This is a genomic window from Brachybacterium sp. AOP42-C2-15, assembly GCF_052377065.1.
In the GTDB taxonomy this organism is placed as follows: domain Bacteria; phylum Actinomycetota; class Actinomycetes; order Actinomycetales; family Dermabacteraceae; genus Brachybacterium.
In genome coordinates this window covers 46835-65223 of the sequence record NZ_JBQSWK010000004.1, presented here as the reverse complement: position 1 = coordinate 65223, position 18389 = coordinate 46835, and the positions used below count along the sequence as shown (strand labels likewise).

General features: G+C 70.3%; 14 protein-coding genes. 10 read left to right on the top strand and 4 right to left on the bottom strand.

The genetic code is table 11. From position 1 onward, the window contains the following. Positions 1 to 109: 109 nt before the first annotated feature. Positions 110 to 3145, bottom strand: a complete 3036-nt coding sequence (locus tag ACT3SQ_RS03400) for a glycoside hydrolase family 2 TIM barrel-domain containing protein (protein WP_442331774.1) — start codon at positions 3143 to 3145, stop codon at positions 110 to 112. A gap of 121 nt (positions 3146 to 3266) precedes the next feature. After that, positions 3267 to 4526 carry an MFS transporter gene (locus tag ACT3SQ_RS03395; RefSeq protein WP_442331787.1) on the bottom strand — a complete coding sequence of 420 codons (1260 nt, stop codon included), beginning with the start codon at positions 4524 to 4526 and terminating at the stop codon, positions 3267 to 3269. A gap of 249 nt (positions 4527 to 4775) precedes the next feature. On the opposite strand from ACT3SQ_RS03395, the gene ACT3SQ_RS03390 reads away from it, so the two are divergent. Together ACT3SQ_RS03390 and ACT3SQ_RS03385 are read left to right on the top strand one after the other, a co-directional pair. Further along, positions 4776 to 5138, top strand: coding sequence for a hypothetical protein (locus ACT3SQ_RS03390; protein ID WP_441443668.1), 363 nt, complete (start codon positions 4776 to 4778; stop codon positions 5136 to 5138). A 138-nt stretch (positions 5139 to 5276) separates the two neighbouring features. Further along, positions 5277 to 6806, top strand: a complete 1530-nt coding sequence (locus ACT3SQ_RS03385) for a DUF3375 domain-containing protein (protein ID WP_442331775.1) — start codon at positions 5277 to 5279, stop codon at positions 6804 to 6806. A gap of 144 nt (positions 6807 to 6950) precedes the next feature. Here ACT3SQ_RS03385 and ACT3SQ_RS03380 read toward each other — a convergent pair whose 3' ends face one another. Together ACT3SQ_RS03380 and ACT3SQ_RS03375 are read right to left on the bottom strand one after the other, a co-directional pair. Beyond that, positions 6951 to 7319, bottom strand: coding sequence for an MGMT family protein (locus ACT3SQ_RS03380; protein WP_441443670.1), 369 nt, complete (start codon positions 7317 to 7319; stop codon positions 6951 to 6953). A 117-nt stretch (positions 7320 to 7436) separates the two neighbouring features. Next, on the bottom strand, positions 7437 to 9188 hold the full coding sequence (locus ACT3SQ_RS03375) for a hypothetical protein (protein ID WP_441443671.1): 1752 nt from the start codon (positions 9186 to 9188) through the stop codon (positions 7437 to 7439). A gap of 162 nt (positions 9189 to 9350) precedes the next feature. On the opposite strand from ACT3SQ_RS03375, the gene ACT3SQ_RS03370 reads away from it, so the two are divergent. The 8 genes from ACT3SQ_RS03370 (at position 9351) to ACT3SQ_RS03335 (ending at position 18382) form a co-directional block, all read left to right on the top strand. Next, on the top strand, positions 9351 to 10040 hold the full coding sequence (locus ACT3SQ_RS03370) for a DUF4194 domain-containing protein (protein WP_441443672.1): 690 nt from the start codon (positions 9351 to 9353) through the stop codon (positions 10038 to 10040). Between the two features lie 782 nt (positions 10041 to 10822). Beyond that, on the top strand, positions 10823 to 11704 hold the full coding sequence (locus ACT3SQ_RS03365; RefSeq protein ID WP_441443673.1) for an ABC transporter permease: 882 nt from the start codon (positions 10823 to 10825) through the stop codon (positions 11702 to 11704). Between the two features lie 4 nt (positions 11705 to 11708). Beyond that, a complete protein-coding gene (locus ACT3SQ_RS03360; RefSeq protein WP_444502205.1) occupies positions 11709 to 12719 on the top strand; it encodes a carbohydrate ABC transporter permease in 1011 nt (336 codons plus the stop codon). Between the two features lie 7 nt (positions 12720 to 12726). After that, positions 12727 to 13329, top strand: coding sequence for a YesL family protein (locus tag ACT3SQ_RS03355; protein ID WP_444502204.1), 603 nt, complete (start codon positions 12727 to 12729; stop codon positions 13327 to 13329). A 79-nt stretch (positions 13330 to 13408) separates the two neighbouring features. Beyond that, positions 13409 to 15019, top strand: coding sequence for a hypothetical protein (locus ACT3SQ_RS03350; RefSeq protein ID WP_444502203.1), 1611 nt, complete (start codon positions 13409 to 13411; stop codon positions 15017 to 15019). A gap of 232 nt (positions 15020 to 15251) precedes the next feature. Then, positions 15252 to 16295, top strand: coding sequence for an ABC transporter substrate-binding protein (locus ACT3SQ_RS03345; protein WP_444502202.1), 1044 nt, complete (start codon positions 15252 to 15254; stop codon positions 16293 to 16295). Positions 16296 to 16304: 9 nt separating this feature from the next. Continuing rightward, a complete protein-coding gene (locus ACT3SQ_RS03340) occupies positions 16305 to 17300 on the top strand; it encodes a FecCD family ABC transporter permease (protein WP_441443678.1) in 996 nt (331 codons plus the stop codon). Continuing rightward, on the top strand, positions 17297 to 18382 hold the full coding sequence (locus ACT3SQ_RS03335) for a FecCD family ABC transporter permease (RefSeq protein WP_441443679.1): 1086 nt from the start codon (positions 17297 to 17299) through the stop codon (positions 18380 to 18382). The genes ACT3SQ_RS03340 and ACT3SQ_RS03335 overlap by 4 nt, the downstream gene beginning before the upstream one ends. Positions 18383 to 18389 lie beyond the last annotated feature (7 nt).

The window sequence follows — 18389 nt, the reverse complement described above, 5'->3', positions numbered from 1 at the left end:
TCGATGCTGCATCGTCGCGACGTCACGGCGACGCCCCTCCCAGGCTATCGCCCGCCCCCGTGGGGAGGCGGTGGCCAGGTGACAGCGGGGTTGCGGAGTGGTGGCGATCTCAGGCAGGCACAGGGGCCAGGCGGAACCGGAAGCTCTCCTCTCGGGCGGAGAGCACGTACTGCGGCAGCGGCTCCGGACCGCAGGCCGCCGATCCCACGCCATGCAGCGACGCGGAGAGCGTCACCCAGGTGCGGCCGTCGGGACGCAGCGCCCCGTCGTGCGCCCGAGCATCGAGCTCGGCACTGGACCAGGGACGCACCGCCAGCCCGAGGCCGTCCGGGGCGTGCAGCTCGAGCCCCTGCGGGCCCCCGCTCAGCGTTGCGCGGACCACCCCGGCCCGGTTCCCGTTCTCCTGCGGGAACACGTACGGCACCTGCAGATCCTCAACCGAGGAGGCCCAGCGGCCGAAGGTGGTGCCGCCGCCGGTATCCGGATAGGACTCCTGCGGGCCGTAGCCCTCGTATTCCACCTGGTCGGGGGCCGAGGGCAGGGCGAAGGTCCAGCCGATGCGCGGCAGCGGCAGATCGCCCGGCCAGAACGACGAGGGCGAGACCGTCACGTCCACGTCGAGGCCGTCCGCATCGCCGCGCCAGCGCTCGGTGACGTCGGCCCCGAGCGCCGAGCCGTCCAGCCCGATCCGGCTGCGCACCCGCAGCGTCTCGCCGTCGTCCGGGTCCGCGGAGATGTCGACCAGGCGGCGCCGTGCGACATCGAGGCCGATCCGCTTCCAGCGGGCCTCGAGCGGGGCGCGGGTGCGGGCACGCTCGTTGTCCACCGGCGCGCGGTACAGATCCACCCCCGCGTGCTCGATCTCCAGCGCGCCGAGCGCCACCAGCCGCCCCAGATCATCGAAGCGGGCCGGCCCGAGAGACCAGGAGCCGTCCGCATGCCGCTGCGGGGAGACACTCGCGGCGGCCGACGGGCTGGTCGCAGTGCGCAGGCGCTCGACGTCCCCGCGCAGCCGTTCGGTGTCGACGTGATCCGCGGAGACGATCAGGTGCCCGGCCGGGACCGGACCCTGCGCCTCGCGCGTGCTGAGCCGCACCGTGGTGCTCGCCCCGTCGTGCTCCGGAAGCGGCACCTCGGTGCTCTCACCGGGCGCGATCTGCGGCAGCTCGAGCTCCTGCCAGCTCGCCTGGGCATCCAGCGACACCTCGGCGCGCAGGGGGGAGAGATCCGAGAAGGCATACCGGTTGGTGATCCGCACGTTCCCGGGGGAGACCTCGAGGCCGACGGGGGAGTAGTGGTGCTTGGCATCGAGCAGGGCCGGGGAGGGAGTGCGATCAGGCAGCACCAGCCCGTCGGCCACGAAGTTCGAATCGTGCAGGCGCTCGCCGAAGTCGCCGCCGTAGCCGTAGATCTCATTGCCTTCGGCGTCGGTGGTCGTCAGGCCGTGATCGATCCACTCCCAGATGAAGCCGCCGTGCAGCGCCGGGTAGCGCTCGGTGAGCTCCATGTACTCCTTGAGCGAGCCCGCGCCGTTGCCCATCGCGTGGGCGTACTCGATCCACAGGAAGGGCTTCGTGAGTGCTGGCGGATTCGCGAAATAGCCGTCCGGGACGTCCAGTGCGAAGCTCCGCAGCATCGAGGTGAGCTTGTCCTGGTACTTGCTGGACAGCTCCCGCTGCCCGATCTGCTCGGACTCCTCGATGGAGGAATACATCAGCGAGAACACGTCCACGTACTCCGCGGCATAGTCCTGCTCGTAGATCACCGGACGGGTCGCGTCGGTCTCCCGCACCGCCGCGACCATCGCCTCGGTGACCGGGCCGCTGGCCGCTTCATTGCCGATCGACCACATGATGATCGAGGCGTGATTGCGGTCGCGGCGCACGAACCGCTCCGAGCGCTCCACGAGGGACTCCTCGAACAGCGGGTTCTGGGCCGGGCCCTCGGCTGCGCCGGTGCCGTCCTCGCCCCAGGTGGAATCGGCGTGGAAGCCGTGGGTCTCGAAGTCACCCTCGCAGATGACGTACAGCCCCGCCTCATCGCACACCTCGAGGAATCGCTGGTGCGGCGGGTAGTGGGAGGTGCGGACGGCGTTGAGGTTGTGCTGCTTCATGAGCGCAACATCGAGATCCTGGTTCTCCAGCTGCTGGGCGCGGCCGACGAGCGGATCCGCCTCGTGACGGTTCACGCCGCGGAAGACGATCCGCTCACCGTTGACGCGGAAGATCTCCCCGTCCACCTCGACCCGGCGGAAGCCGACGCGCAGGGAGATGGTCTCCGTGTCGGTGCGCACGGTGGCGTCGTAGAGGTGAGGATCCTCGGCAGACCAGGGCCGCACCTTCCTGAGGCTGAGGGGATCCACGCCGGTGGAGGCGGAGTGCTTGAGTGCGGGGACCTCGATCCTCGCCACGACCTCCTGGCCGTCCGCGTCGTAGGCGGTCGCGCTCAGGGTGCCCAGGCCGGTCTCCGGATCGAAGTCCGCGATGGTGACCAGGTCGTGGATCCCGCCGACCGGTCGCAGCAGCAGATCCACGCTGCGGAAGATGCCCGACGCCCACCACATGTCCTGGTCCTCGACGTAGGTGTTCACCGACCACTGCACCACGCGGACCTCCAGGCGATGCTCGCGGTGATCGCCCTGCTCAGCGGGGGAGGAGAGGGCCTCGGTGACATCGAACTCCTGGGTGAGGCGGGAGCCGGCGGTCACGCCGATCTCGACGCCGTCGATCCAGACCTTCGCCGCGGAGTCCACGCCCTGGAAGCGCAGCAGCACGCGTGCGCCGGCGGCCAGCTGCTCGGCCCAGTCGGCGGGGACGGTAAGCGGGCGCGAGTAGTGCCCGGTGGGGTTCTCGTCCGGCACATGCGGGATCTCCCGCGGGATCGGGTAGATGACGTTGGTGTACTGCGGGGCGCCGTGGCCCTGCAGCTGCCACAGACCCGGCACCTCGATCTCGGTGGGCTCGCCGAGACCCGAGCCGTCCGCCCGGGTGCCGTAGCGGAAATCCCAGGTCCCGTCGAGGCTCAGCTCGGGGGCGTCGGTGTGCAGATGGGCGCGGCCGCGCAGTCGTTTCCGGCCCGCAGGCAGCTCCTCCCACCAGCGGTCGGTGCGGACGGAGCTGTTGGTGGAGGGCAGCGGGGTGCTCATCGGTGAGGCGTCTCCTGGTCTCGAGGCCTGTCGGCGAGTGGCAGACCGGGTTCGTGAACGTTCACGAGGAAGTGTACTCCCGGGGTGGGCAGTCGAGTGGGCTGAGCAGAGTTCGAGGGCTTCAGCCCGGTTCTTCGGCTGCAGCTGGCGGGGACCAGTGCCGGATCCAAGTGGCGGGAAGGCAGGCGAGGGCGGCGATGGCGGCCGCGACCAGCAGTGCCGCTGCCGGTGAGGTCGCCGCGATCAGCAGGCCGCCGAGTACGCTCGCCACCGGCATCACGCCGATCGTGAGCAACCGGATCGCGGCGAACGCCCTGCCCAGCTGCTGCTGCGGGATCAGGCGCGCCGGCACGTCAGAGCCGACGATCATCGATGCCGTCGCGCATGCTGCGACCATCAGCTCGCCGGCCCCGATCAGTACCGCCTGCCCAGCCGGCGCCAGCAGGGCGGCGGGGGCCACCAAACTGCTGTGCGCGACGCCTCCCGTGGTCAACAGCTTCGCGGAGCCGGTGGCAAGGCGTCTGAGCAGCGGTGCAGAGCCGATGGCGCCGAGGAGCGCGCCGAACGCCCCAGCGGCGGTGAACAGGGCGACCGTCGATACAGATAGTCCCAAGGTCTCCAGCGCGAAGAGCACCAGGGCGGTGCCCGAGACCATGGCCGCGGCATTCAGGAGCGAGGTGGCCAGAGTGAGGTGGGCCAGGCCGTAGGTGGTCAGCACCCGGCGCACCGTCCACGCCGACCGCGAAGCCGCGGGCGCCGCCGTCGGCGTCGCGCTGTCGGACGGCGGGGCGTCCATCGTCTCGGGATTCGCGGTCGGCGGTGCGTCGTGCACTGCCGAACGCGGCAGGGTGGCGAGCGTGACCAGGCTGAGCAGATACGCGATCGCCGCGAGGCCCAGCGCTATCGCGGGGGCCGCCAGGCGCAGCAGCGCGGAGACCGCCGCCGGGCTCGAGACGCGGGTGACCGCGCTGACCGTCTCGATGCGCCGGTAGCAGTCAGCCGTGCGATCGCGACCGACGACCGCAGGGACCATCGCGCTGTGCCCAGTGGTGAACAGCGCATCGCCCAGCCCGATCGCTGCGGCCAGGAGGAGCAGTACGAGCACCGAGAGCTGGCCCGTGGCCAGCAGCAGGATCAGGACGCTCACGGTGAGGACCCGGAGGCTGTTGCCGAGCATCACCGCACGCCGATGACCGAGAGCATCGACCGAGGCGCCGATCTGGCGGTGCGCGAACAGGTACCAGAGGAATGGGAGAGCGTTCAGCAGCCCCAGCAGTCCGCCGCCGACAGAGAGTGTTGTCACCGCGATCAACGGCAACAGGGTGCGGATCGCGTCATCGCCCGTGGACTCGCCGAGAGTGGCGATCAGGATCCGGCGCATGGTCACCGTCGCTTCCGGTGGTCGGGGTCGGGGCGTCCGCCGCGGATGCCACCACAAATGTCAGGATCTCCTGACGGCTGCAGTGTCAGGATAGCCTGACGGGGCGGGCCGGGTCGAGACATGCAACGGCCCGGCGGATCCCGTCGGTTGCATGTCCCGATAGCCGCACCTCCGGTCCGCAAGAACCTGCCCGCCGACGATCCCGGCCGCAGCGGGGACGGGGCGGGCGGGTCGCTCTAGACTCGGGCCATGCGCGGACCAGGCGGGACCTCCGAGATGCACTGCGGCTTCTGCGGGCTCCCGAGCACTCGGGAGCGTCCTCTCCTCGGCGGACTCGGCGTGATGATCTGCGGTGACTGCGCGCGGGAAGCGGCCCGTTCCTTCGAATCCGGCACCGAGGTCGCCACGGTCGCCTTCGAGCAGTTCACCGAGGAGGAGCTGACCACAATGCTCCGCGGGGTCACCCGGCAGCGCCCTCAGCTCGAGCGCTTCCAGGCAGACCTGGTCGCCTACATGCGAGAGCGAGGCGCGTCATGGGAGTCGATCGGCGCCGGGCTCGGCGTCGCCCGCCAATCGGCATGGGAGAAGTTCAGGCACGTCGAGGGGCGCTGACCGCGAGACCGCGGACCGACTCGACGTCGTTGCCACGCTGCGCGCCGCGCCCACCGAGGCCGGAATCGGCCCCACCTCACCGCCGGCCTCCCTGTCCGCTCCCGGGACCGCCGGCCGGCGACGCTAGACTCTCCCCTCGTGACCACGACTGAGCCGAACCGGTGGACCGACCGCCGCAGCGATGCCGTGTCCGCGCGCAAAGAGACGTACGAGCAGCTGCGCCGGGCCAGCACCTGGCGACTGCTCGCTGCCACCAAGGCGCCTGCCGTCCTGGCCATCCTGCAGTCCACCTTCCCCGCCGGTGACCGTCGGCTCCCGCGCAGCGAGCTGATCGCCCGCGTCGGCGCGCACCTGCCCCTCCTCCACGACGATGAGATCCCGGAGGCGCCGGAGCTCGAGGCGGAGAGCCGCATCGGTCGCACCGCCGCGGAATACGTCGACGGCTGGGTGCGCGAGGGCTATCTGACCCGCCGCGATGACCCGCAGCGCACCGAGACCACCTTCGAGCCGTCCCCGGCGACGATCGACGCGATCCAGTTCATCGCCTCGCTCGAGGAACATCGGCCCACCACCACCGAGTCCCGCCTGCAGCTGGTGGTCCAGCAGTTCGAGCACCTCGCGCAGGAGACCGAGACCGACCGCGATGTGCGCCTGGCCGACCTCCAGCGCCGCCGGGAGCGGATCGAGGCAGAGATCAGAGACCTCGCCGAGGGCGAGCTGATGCTGCCCAGCCCCGAGGTCTCGGGCGACCGCCTGCGGGACATCCTGCAGATCGCCGCGGAGCTCTCCGGTGACTTCCTCCAGTACCGGGAAGATCTGCGAGCCGTCGATCTGCGGCTGCGCGAGCAGATCCTCTCTCCGGAAGGCTCGCGCGGCGAGATCCTCGAGCAGCTGCTGGCCGGTGACGACCTGCTCGGTCAGTCCTCGGTGGGCCGCACCTTCACCGCCTTCTTCCGGATGCTCAACGACCCGGTCCAGACCCGCACCGCGCAGGAGCTGGTGGACCGGCTGCTCGAGCGCGACTTCGCCCGCTCGCTGGGACGCGACGAGCGCGAGAAGCTCGCCAACGTGTTCAGCGACCTCTACGACCCCGCGCAGGAGGTGCTGGACGTCAAGACGGAGCTGTACCGCTCCCTCGCCCGCTTCGTGCGCTCCCAGGACTTCCGCCAGCACCGGGTGATGCTCGAGGCGCTCCAGGAGGCGCAGGGCATTGCGCTCGCGCAGAAGGACCAGGTCCCCACCCGCACTCCGTTCCCGCTCGAGCTGGACCTCTCGCGGGTGCTGATGAACTCGGTGTCCCAGCATCGCCTCAAGGACCCCACCGACCCCGGCGCCCCCGCAGAGGCCGAGGTGCACGACGCCACCTCGCTCAGCGTCGAGGTGCTCGCGGACCTGGTGCGCACCAACGACATCGACATCGTGGGCCTCACCGGCGACATCAACGAGGTGCGCGGCCTCTCCGGCCAGGCGTCGATCGGCGACATCCTGCGCGCGAAGCCCGCCGATCAGGGACTCGCCAGCGTGATCGGGCTGATGTTCCTGGCCACCCAGCATGCCCAGGAGCGGGAGGGCTCCACCGAGGTCGTCAACTGGCGGGAGCTCGATGGGAACGACTACGCCGCGAAGGTGCCGGCGTTCTACTTCCTGGGCGACGTCCCGGTGGAGTGACCCGGGAGCGCTTCCCGAGGAGTCTCCCTCCGCTAGCCCATCCCCTCTGAGCTGTCGCTGCGCGGAGGTCGTGGCGACAGCTCAGAGGGGATGGGCCCCTCGAGTCGGCCTCCACGCCGCGCGGGAGGCTGCGAGGAGCGGTGATCACGCCTCGTCGAGCTCCGCGAGGAGGGCGCGGGACCGCTCCCGCAGCTCCTCCAGATCTGCGCCGAAATCCGCCATCCGGCAGCCGCGACCGTGCGGCGCCACCGCGATGCCCTCGGCCTCCCAATGGGGGAGGGCCCGAGCCAGCAGAGGATGGTCGCCGGAGGCGCTGGTCACCCGCCACCAGGGCACGCCAGAGCCCCAGGTGCGCATGATGCGACCCACCAGGCGGGGGCCGACGCCGACGATCGCGCCGACCTCGCCGTAGGCCGCGACCTGCCCGGAAGGGATCGACTCGACCACGCGCAACACCCGCTCGACGGTGATGTCGTCCATGCGGGAACGCGCGCGCGGGGGTCCGGTGGGCATGGATGTCAGTCTGGCACGGCCCTCACGACCGACGGCGGCCCGGGACCTCGAGAAGAGGTTCCGGGCCGCCGTCGGTGGGTTGAGGCTGCGCGAGGGCAGGCTCAGTGCTCGCGGTGCTCAGCCGCGGTGCGTGCCGTCCTCCGCAGAGCCATTCTCCGCAGAGCGACCGTCGGCAGGGCCATCCTGCAGCGGGCGGTCGAGCGGATCGCCGTACTCCGGCGCCCTCGGTGGCAGCTCCCCGTTATGCTCCTCCAGCCGCTGCTGCTGCTGGAAGAACGGATCCTGCTCATCCCCGTGCTCGGGCTGGGCCGCACTGTGGTCCGACCTGCCAGCGGTGTCCTGCGGCATCGACCCGTCCTGCACGCGCGAGTCCCGTCCGGCCAGGTGATCCTGGCGGACGTCCTGCTGAGCGCCCAGCTGGTCATGCTGACCGAACTGCTGGTCATCCTGATGGCGCTGGCCGTGCTGACCGTGCTGATCGCGCTGATCGTGCTGCCGGTCGTGCTGGCCGAACTGCTGATCGGCCGGCGGGGTCTGCTGTTCGCCGTACGTTCGCGAGTGCCCGAACTGCTGCTCCGCGGGCGGGGTCTGCTGCTCGTACGAGTGCTCGGCACCTGCGGAGTGCTCCTGGCGTCCCGTGCGGGACACGTCGGAGTGCTGCTCGAAACGGTCCTCGTTGACGGGGCGGCCGAAGCCTCCATCAGAACGCGGCTGGTCGTGGTCATGTTCTCCGGCCGCGCCAGCGCCCATGCCTGCGGCGGCTCCTGCGCCAGCACCTGCACCTGCTCCTGCACCAGCTCCTGCAGCGGGGCCGGCTCCAGCACCGGTGCTCGTATCAGACGAGGTCCGGGGATCGGTGCCTGCCCGGTTCCCATCCACCGCGTGAGTCTCAGGGGTCGATGCGGCGGCCGGAGTGCGGTCCGGTGCATCGCCGGTCAGCGGCTCCTCATGAGCCGGGCGCGCTGCGCGACGACCATGGTTCGCGCCGCGGGCACCGGCGTCGTCAGTCGCAGTGCCGTCCTCGTGATCGGCGGCTCCCGCAATACCCGCGCCAGCCGCACCGGCGCCGACAGCACCAGCTCCGACGGCGCCCGCTGTTGCAGCACCGGAGCCATGGCGATCATCGCTATCACGGCGGTCGTGCGCTGCATGATCGGGATCTCGCGTCGTACGACCATGGTCCGCAGTCCGGTCCTCGCGGACACCCTCGCGCCCATGGTCGGGCTGTCCGTTCACGCTCTCACGGTGCGCATCGCGGTCACGGCCCGCGCCGTGCTCGCTGTGCTCGCGGTGTTCGCGATGCTCGTGGTGATCACGGCCGTCACGGCTGTCACGGCTGTCACGGCTGTCACGGCTGTCATGACCGTCATGCCGGTCATGGTCTTCGCGAACGTTGCGGCCGTCGTGATCGTCGCGATGCTCACGGTGAGCGTCGGTCGCCACGGCGGAGCCGTCACGGTCGCGCCGGGCGGCGTCGTCGGGGGTGTCGGGATCAAGGCGGTCAGCCTCGGCGAGGCGCTCCTGCACGGTGCTGCGCTCCTGATCGACCTCGGCGCGCTCTCGCTCCACTTCCGAACGGCGGCGTTCGGCGGCCAGCTGCTCCTGCTCGGCCTCCTTGGCCTTCCGCTCGGCTTCCAGCCGCGCGCGGTCAGCCTCGAGCTCGGTCTCGCGCACCTTCAGATCGCGCTCCTGGACCAGCTGCTCCTGCTTCGAGGCCTCGTCCCGCAGCTGCGCGGCACGCCGCCGGTCCTCCTCCTGCTGCTGCGCCTTGCGACGCTTCGAGGCCATCACTCCCACCGCGATCAGCACGATCACGAGGATGATCGCCAGCACGACGATCCCGATGATGACGGGCGTGGACAGTTCCATGGTCGGCTCCTTGCGGTCGACTCCTCCGCACGGATGCACGAAGGTCTTCCAGCGTGTAGGTCGATTGCACCAGATCTGAGCCCGCCATGGGGGCATTTCCCGCCGACTGTCATGACGGGCGGCGCGGAATCGACGAATCCCGCCCCGGTAAGGTACGTGGTCGTGAGCAGCTCCGTAACCCGCACCGATGCCGACGTCCTCCCCCAGGCCGAAGCCGGCAGCCCTTCCGCCTCCGGCACCGCCTTGGTCGACGAGTCCCGACGGGTGCTCGTGCACCTGCTCCAAGGACCCTTCCTGGACGGTCGGCGGGACGCCAACCGCTACGCCCAGCTGTTGCGTGACCGCGCCGCGATCGAATCCCGGCTGGCGGACCTCTTCCTCGAGCTGATCGTCGACGATGACGCTCAGGTCGCCTTCGTGCGCCAGAGCGAGGACGATCCTGATGCGCCGAAGCTCCTGCGCCGCCTGACCGGCATGAATCGCCTGGACTCGGTGCTGCTGCTGGTGCTGCGCCAGATGCTGCTGACCCAGTCCTCGCGCGGGCAGCGCACCGTCGTCTCCGAGGCGGAGCTGCAGCAGGCGCTGGCCGCCTACCGCCGCACCACCTCCACCGACGAGGCTGGATTCGCGAAGGAGGTCCGGGCCTCGATCGCGAAGGTTCAGCGCACCGGTCTGCTGGACGAGCAGGGGGATGACTACGAGGTCTCTCCCGTGCTGCGCCTGATGATCGGCCCCGATACCGCGCGGGAGTTCATCGCCCTGTACCGCGAGGCAGGGGTGAGCGGTCTCGAGGACCCCAGCGATGACACCGAGGACGACCCCGAGGACGAGGCTGCCGAGACGAAGGCCTGACCCTTCGGTCGGCCGGTCGGCCGGTCACTCGGCCAGTCAGCCAGTCAGCCAGTCGGCCAGTCAGCCGGTCAGCCGGTCAGCCGGTCAGCCGGTCAGCCGGTCAGCCGGTCGGCCAGTCGGTCGGTCGGGCGTGTCGCGGCGGGGTGCCGCGCAGTGCCGGACCTCGAGTCGCTGGGTGCCACTGCCGAGCGGCTCGAGGGCGACCGTTCACGCCCTGTCGCCGCGCCGCGCGGGCCATGGTCCTCCCCGCTGCGCTCCTCTTCTTCCCGCCTCAGCCCGCCCGGCGTCTCCCCGCACTTCCCGGTGTCGCCCCGGCCCTCCCGCGCCTCTGCGCACCTCCCCGCGTCGCCCCGCGGGGCGCTCTTGCGCGCTCTTCTGCCGGGTCGACGATGAACAGCGGGTGTATATGAAAGGCCATTTCATAAAACCCTCTTGTTGAGCCGACTGCTTCGTGGAATAACTGTCGTAGCAGGTCAGTGGGGTGCCGCCGTGCCCGGTTGCGGGAAGGCGGGCCCTCGCGACGTGCTCCCCAAGGTCGCCATGCGGGTGAAGATCCTCGCCTCGGTCCGCGGCCTCACGGGAGCGCTCCCACGCCTGCTGATTCCCCGTGGAGAGACGCGTTCGGGAGACGAGCGCCGAGCAGGAGGCAGTCCAGTGAGAGGACCCGAACGATGACCGCGCCACCGGTGGCCGCAGCCACCGGAGCGCCGGAGGTGGAGCGGCCACCGGCTCCGGGGGGACCGGCGGTTGCGGCCCCGCGGAGGCGCCGTGTCCTGCGCGCTGTGCGCAACAGCTGGCAGCTCTATCTGCTGGTCGCTCCCGCCGTCGTTTTCTTCCTGATCTTCAACTACGTCCCGATGTACGGGGCGCAGATCGCCTTCCGCGATTTCATCGCCTCCGACGGGATCTGGGGGAGTCGCTGGGTGGGTCTCGAGCACTTCGAGCGCTTCTTCGACTCCTACTACTTCTGGCGCCTGCTGCGGAACACGCTGATCCTGAGCCTCTACCAGCTGGCCCTGTTCCCGCTCCCGATCATCCTGGCGCTCTCCCTCAACGAGGTGAAGAACCACCTCTTCAAGCGATTCGCGCAGACGCTCACCTACGCGCCGCATTTCGTCTCGCTGGTGGTCGTCGTCGGCATGCTGTTCGCGTTCCTCGATCCGCGCCTCGGGCTCGTCAACCACCTCATCGAGCTGGTCGGCCTCGCACCGATCCAGTTCATGCAGGATCCGGGCTGGTTCCGGCATCTCTACGTGTGGTCGGGGGTCTGGCAGTCCCTGGGCTGGAGCACGATCATCTACCTGGCGGCGCTCTCCGGTGTGAACCCTGAGCTCCATCAGGCCGCCCAGGTCGACGGCGCGAATCGTCTCCAGCGGATCCGACACGTCAACATCCCGGCGATCATGCCGACCGTCGTGATCCTGTTCATCCTCGACTTCGGCAGCTTCATGGCAGTGGGCTTCGAGAAGGCCCTGCTGATGAACAACTCGCTCAACGCCGAGGCCTCGGACATCATCCAGACCTTCGTCTACGAGACCGGGCTCCTGGAGGGGCAGTACAGCTACGCCGCGGCCGTCGGGCTCTTCGACTCCGTCATCAACATCCTCCTGCTGGTCGGCGTCAATCAGCTCGCCCGCCGTTTCTCAGAGAACAGCCTGTGGTGATCCCGTGACCTCCTCCCCTTCCCAGAGCCCGCAGGCCCTGCAGAGCCCTCAAACCGTGCAGAGCCCGCAGGCCGTGCGGAGCCCTCAGTCGTCAGGGCCCGGCCCCGCCTCGCGGCGCCCGAAGCGGCGCCCGCTCACCTCTCGCGAGGATCGCTGGTTCGACCGCCTCAACACCGTCTTCCTGCTCGCAGTGGTCGCCGTGATCGGGTATCCGCTGTGGTTCGTGCTCATCGCCTCGGTGAGCGATCCGCATGCCGTGCAGACGGGCCAGGTGTGGCTCTGGCCGGTCGACCTGAACCTGGACGGCTATGCGCGGGTGTTCTCCCAGGGGTCCATCTGGACCGGATACCGCAACACCGTCATCTACACGATCGTCGGAGTTGCCCTGCACCTGCTGATCGTGCTGCCCTGCTCCTACGCGCTCTCGCGGCGGAATATGGCGGGCCGCACCGGGGTGACCTGGTACATCCTGATCACGATGCTCTTCTCGGGCGGCATCATCCCCACCTACCTGGTCGTCAAGGACCTGGGCATGCTGGACACCATCTGGGCCGTGGTGGTGCCGGGGGCGGCCGGGGCCTGGTCGATCCTCGTCGGCCGAGCATTCTTCACCCAGAGTGTCCCTGAGGAGCTGGCCGAGGCGGCGACCGTCGACGGCGCGGGTGACATCCAGATCTTCCTGCGCATCGCGATTCCGCTCTCCGCACCGATCATCGCCACGCTCGCCCTGTTCCATGGGGTCGGGCTGTGGAATGAGTACTTCAAGGCGCTCATCTACCTCTCCGATCGGGACAAGTACACCCTCCAGCTGGTCCTGCGCGAGCTGCTGGTGGTCTCGCAGGAGACCTCCCAGGGCGGGGCGGGTGCGGCCGGCTCGCTGATCGAGCAGCAGCGACTGGCCGCCCTGATCAAGTACGCGGTGATGATCGTCGCTTCGCTCCCGCTGCTGGTGATCTACCCCTTCCTGCAGCGCTTCTTCACCCAGGGCGTGCTCGTCGGCTCGGTCAAGGGGTGAGGGCGCGATGCTGACCCGCCTCGACGGCGCCCTGCACTGGCTGGTGCGGCTGGTGTGGCTGAACACCTGCTGGCTCGGGCTCACAGCGGCCGGCGGGATCGTGCTCGGCGTCGGCCCCGCCACCTTCGCCGCGCTCGAAGTGGCGCAGCGCTGGATGCGCGGCGAGAGGGACCTGCCCATCGGCCGCGCCATGTGGCAGCAGTGGCGCCAGGGCTGGCGGCTCACCAACGCCGTCACCCTGCTCGCCCTCACGCTGTGCGGAGCCCTGATCGTCACCTGGTGGCTCTCGCGCGGCCTGCCGCCCGTCCCGGCCGCACTCACGCAGGGGCCTGCGCTGCTGGGCCTGCTCCTGATGGTCGCGCTGATGCCGCATCTGCTCTGGATCGCAGGGCGGGAGGTCGACGGTGCCCCGCCGCGCCTGGCCGTCGTGTTCACCGCGGCGCTCGCGGTCGGCCTCGGGCGCCCCGTGCTGACCCTCTGCCTGCTGGCTCCTCTGATCGCCTGGCCGATGGCGCTGATCGCCAGCGGCTGGCCGGGACTGCTGCCCGTCTGCGGGATCAGCATCCCTCTCGTGGCCGCCGCCTGGTGCCTGCGGCGCACCTTCCCCTGAACCTGCCACCCCTCGACCCCACAAACCCTGAACTGGTCACTCGCCTGGTTCAGTCACGTCCCGAAAGGATCCCTGCACCATGTCCCACCACCCCTTCACCCGCCGTGCCGCGCTGGCGTCAGGCGCCGCCCTCGCCTCCGCTGCGGTCCTCGCCTCCTGCGGCGACGACAGCGAAGAGATCGACACCCTCGACCAGATCGAGAACCCCGACGAGAACATCACCCCCGAGGGCATGCCGATCGCGAACGAACTGATCACGATCGACTTCCTCAGCGCCCGCCCCTCGACCACCGCAGAGGACTGGAACGAGGTCTCCGTCATCCAGGCGACCGAGGAGCTCACCAACGTCCACATCGACTTCGGCCTGGTCCCCCAGGATGGAGCGACCGAGCGCCGCAACCTCGTGCTGAGCAGCGGCGACTACCCCAGCGCGTTCTACCGCACGGGGGTCGGAACCGGGGACATCGCCACCTACGGGGAGCGAGGCACCTTCATCGCGCTGAACGATCTGCTCGAGAAGCACATGCCGAACCTGACCGCGCTGATGGAGAAGAGCCCCCAGATCCGCGAGGGGCTGACCTTCCCGGACGGGAACATCTACTCCACGCCCCAGATCTACGACCCGAGCTTCCTGGGCCTGCGATACATGTTCAAGCTCTGGGCCCGGCAGGACTGGCTGGACCAGTTCGGCATGGCCGTGCCCGAGACGACCGAGGAGTTCCAGGCCTATCTCGAGGAGTCCGTCAACACGATCGACGGCGCGATCGGCCTCACCGACCCCGTGAACCTGGGAGAGACCTACCCGACGCTCTACGGCGCCTTCGGGGTGGCGAACCAGGGCACCGCCGGGGGACAGATCGATCTGGATCCGGACACGGGGAAGGTGCGCTACTTCCCCATCACCGACGGCTACCGCGAGATGATGGAGTACCTCAACGGGCTCTACAGCAAGGGACTGATCCCGGCAGACATCTTCTCCTCGGACCGGGCGACCTTCACCGCCCAGGGCAGCGAGGGGATCGTGGCCGCCTGCGGGACGCCCGCCCCTGCCGGATACTTCGGCGAGGTGGGCGAGAAGTACGTCGTCGTGCCCCCGCTGACCCGCAATGCGGGGGAGACCCCGGTGTGGCATGCGGTGCGCTCCGAGCTCGCCTCGATCTGCCACTTCGTGATGACCGACCGCTGCGAGCATCCCGTGGCGCTCGCCCGCTGGATGGACTACTGGTACAGCGAGGAGGGTGCTCGTCAGTTCTTCCTCGGCAACCAGGGGGACAGCTGGGAAGAGGTGGGCGGCGAGTACAAGCTGCTGCCCGAGATCACCGAGGGGCAGTCCGTCGATGACGGCCTCAAGCCGCACTCGATCTTCATGGGCGGCAGCTACCCGGGCTGGGTGACCGAGCGCTGGTTCGGGGGTGTGGAGAGCATGCCGCAGGCCATGGAGAGCTCGAAGGCCATGGAGCCGTACGCGATCCCCGAGGTGTGGTCCGCCTTCACCTTCACCCCGGAGGAGTCCGACGTGCTCGGCACCGTCGGCACCGAGATCGGCAAGTACCTCGGCGAGGCGCGAGCAGGCTTCATCACCGGCCAGCTGCCGCTGTCCGAGTGGGGCACCTTCGTGGAGACCCTCGAGAGCATCGGGCTGAGCGAGTTCTTGGAGATCCAGCAGACGGCGTACGACCGCAGGCAGTGACCCGGCCCCCGGGCCTCCCTGCACAGGGCGGCCCGGGGTGCGCGGACGGAGCGGCCCCGGGGTCTGCGGCCAGCGTGATCTGGCTCGCTTTCCCGGGGTCGCCCCGTGCCTGAGCGGTCCCCAGCGGAGAGCTCTCGCCCCGGACGGCAATTGCGCACCATCGGCATTACGGAATAAGGTCAGGCTCGCCTAACCACCGGTTCCCGGTGGTCTCGAACCTGGAGGACCCGCTGTGAAGCTTTCCCGCCGTGCACTCGTCCTAGCGGCGCTCGCCGTCCCCGCGCTCGCCGCCTGCTCCGGGGAGGCAGGGACCAGCACGGCTCCCACCGCGGGCGGCGGCGCGGCCGACGGGTCCTTCCCCGTCACCCTCACCCACCTCTACGGCGAGACCGTGATCGAGGCGGAGCCCGTCACCATCGCGACCGTCTCCTGGGTCAACGCCGACACCCTGCTCGCGCTCGATGTGGTGCCGGCCGGGATTCCGACCGTCACCTGGGGCGGCAACGACAACGGCTCCACCGACTGGATCGATGCGAAGCTCACCGAGCTCGGTGCCGACTGGGGCACCGAGAACGCCCCCACCCAGTACGACGAGTCCGACGGCATCAACTACGACGAGATCGCGGCGCTGCTCCCGGACCTCATCATCGCCGCCTATTCCGGCCTCACCGAGGAGGAGTACACGCAGCTGAGCAAGATCGCGCCGACCATCGGCCCGCTGGCGGCGAACTACACCGCCGGCTGGGAGGACGTCCTGACCGCCGTCGGCACCGCCACCGGTCGCTCCGAGCAGGCCACGAGCCTCGTCGAGCAGATCACCGCGGATCTCGCCGCCGTCGGCGAGGAGAACCCGGCCGTCGCGGGCGCCACCTTCATCGCCGGCACCCTGGGCCTCGCGGACAACTCGATCAATCTCTACGTCGGCGAGGACACCCGCCCGCGCTTCTTCACCGCGCTGGGGATGACCCAGGCGGAGGTCATCGACGAGAACACCCCCGGGGCGGACAGCTTCTACCTCGAATGGTCCGCCGAGCGCGCCGACGAGCTGGTCTCAGACCTCTTCTACACCTGGGCCGCGCCCGGCACCACGGTCGAGGACTTCCAGGCGAATCCGCTGTTCGCGCAGATCCCCGCGGTGGCCTCCGGCGGGGTGGTGCTCACCGACGACGACCACCTCACGCTGTCGATCTCCGCAGCCAATGCGCTGAGCCTGCCCTGGGCGCTCGAGCACCTGGTGCCGTCCATCGTCGAGACCGCTCAGCACGTCCGGGGCTGAGCAGCCACGGTGCGACGCTCCACCCCGCTGGCGATCGCCGGAGGCCTCCTGGCCCTGGCGATCGCCAGCCTGCTCTCCCTCATGATCGGCGCCCGCACCGTCGCCCCGAGCACCGTGTGGGATGCGCTGACCGCCTACGACGCAGGCTTCGCGGACCACGCCGTGATCCATGCCCGGCTGCTGCGCACCGCCGCCGGGGTCGCCGTCGGTGCGGCGCTCGCCGTGGCCGGCGCCGCGATGCAGGGAGTGACCCGCAACCCGCTCGCGGACCCCGGCATCCTGGGGATCAACGCAGGCGCCACCACCAGCGTGGTGATCGGGGTGTTCCTCCTGGATGCATCCGCCGTCGCCGAGTTCATGGTGCTCGCCCTGATCGGCGCCGCCGTCGGCACCGTCGTCGTCTACGCCGTCGCCTCGCTCGGACGCGACGGCGCCACCCCGGTGAAGCTCGCGCTCGCCGGGGCGGCGGTCACCGCCGGTCTCGGCTCGGTGATCAACGCACTGGTGCTTCTCGACGACGCGTCCCTGGACCGGCTGCGGTTCTGGCAGGTGGGCACCCTCGGCGCCCGCAGCCTCTCCGATATCGCGGTCGTCGCGGCGCTGATGGCGATCGGGGCGGTGCTGATCACGGGGACCACCGGTGTGCTCAACGCCCTCGCCCTCGGCGACGACGCCGCGGTGGGCCTCGGCGTGAGGGTGGCACGGGCACGGATCGTGCTGGGGATCGCGATCATCCTGCTGTGCGGGGCGGCGGTCGCGCTCGCCGGGCCCGTCGGCTTCCTCGGCCTGGTGGTCCCGCATGCCGCACGGCTGCTGGTAGGCGGCGACTACCGGCGCATCGTCCCGCTGTGCCTGCTGGGCGGCCCGGTGCTGATCCTGCTGGCCGACACCGTGGGCAGGGTGGTCGCCCCGCCCGCCGAGGTGCAGGTCGGCGTGATGACCGCCCTGATCGGAGTGCCCGTCTTCGTGGTGCTGCTGCGCACCCGGCGGCAGGTGGGGCTGTGAACGCCGCTCCCGCTCCCGCTCCCGAGCCCGCGCCGCGCGCCTCCCGCCCGGGCCCCGGCTCCCGCCCGCGCTCTCCCGGCCGTTCCCGCCGCACTGCGCTGACCGCCCTGGTCGCCGGGGTGATCGTGCTGGCCCTGGTCGCGGCCCGCGTGCTGCTGGGCACCCCGATGGTGCCGCTGGACCAGGCGCTGCGGGTGATCGGCGGCGAGGCGATCCCCGGCATCTCCTTCATCGTGATGGAGAACCGCCTGCCCACCGCGGTGGTCGCGCTGCTGGCCGGCATCGCCTTCGGGCTCTCCGGCACCATCTTCCAGACCCTGCTGCGGAACCCGCTGGCCAGCCCTGACGTGATCGGGGTGACCCTCGGCGCCTCGGCCGGGGCGGTGATCGCGATGAGCTTCTTCGAGACCGACGGCCGCGCGCTGTTCTGGTTCACGCTGCTGGGCGGCGTGCTGACGGCGCTGCTGATCCTCGCGGTGGCCGGAGCGGGCCGCCCGGGCGCGACCGGCGCGGTGGACAACCGCTTCGTGCTGGTGGGCATCGGGGTCGCCGCGGCGCTCAGCGCCCTGGTCTCCTACCTGCTCACCCGGCTCACCCTGCAATCCGCCGGGGACGCGATGCACTGGCTGGTCGGCTCGCTGTCCACCTCCACCTGGGACCGAGTGGTGGTGCTCGCGATCGCTCTGGCGGTGCTGCTTCCGGTCCTCGCACTGCTGGTGCCCCGGCTGCGGATCCTGCAGCTGGGCGATGAGACCGCCACCGGGCTCGGCCTCGCGGTGCCCCGCACCCGGATCTGGCTGATCATGGTCGCGGTGATCCTCTGCGCGTTGACGGTCGCGGTCACCGGCCCGCTCTCCTTCGTGGCCTTCCTCGCCGGGCCGATCGCCCGGATGCTCGCCGGCCGGCCCAGCTTCGTGCTGTCCGCCGCCGTCGGCGCCGTGATCGTGCTGCTCGCCGACATCGCCGGCCAGAACCTCTTCGGCTCCACCGAGCTGCCCGCCGGAGTCATCACCGGCGCGCTCGGTGCCCCGTTCCTGCTGTGGATGCTCACCCGCACCACGTTCTCCGGACCCGGAAGGTGACCTCGCC

Excerpts from the sequence above, each read along its gene's own strand:
- ACT3SQ_RS03400 (WP_442331774.1), bottom strand. The coding sequence starts at position 3,145 with ATGAGCACCCCGCTGCCCTCCACCAACAGCTCCGTCCGCACCGACCGC.
- ACT3SQ_RS03395 (WP_442331787.1), bottom strand. The coding sequence starts at position 4,526 with ATGCGCCGGATCCTGATCGCCACTCTCGGCGAGTCCACGGGCGATGAC.
- ACT3SQ_RS03390 (WP_441443668.1), top strand. The coding sequence starts at position 4,776 with ATGCGCGGACCAGGCGGGACCTCCGAGATGCACTGCGGCTTCTGCGGG.
- ACT3SQ_RS03380 (WP_441443670.1), bottom strand. The coding sequence starts at position 7,319 with ATGCCCACCGGACCCCCGCGCGCGCGTTCCCGCATGGACGACATCACC.
- ACT3SQ_RS03375 (WP_441443671.1), bottom strand. The coding sequence starts at position 9,188 with ATGGAACTGTCCACGCCCGTCATCATCGGGATCGTCGTGCTGGCGATC.
- ACT3SQ_RS03355 (WP_444502204.1), top strand. The coding sequence starts at position 12,727 with ATGCTGACCCGCCTCGACGGCGCCCTGCACTGGCTGGTGCGGCTGGTG.
- ACT3SQ_RS03350 (WP_444502203.1), top strand. The coding sequence starts at position 13,409 with ATGTCCCACCACCCCTTCACCCGCCGTGCCGCGCTGGCGTCAGGCGCC.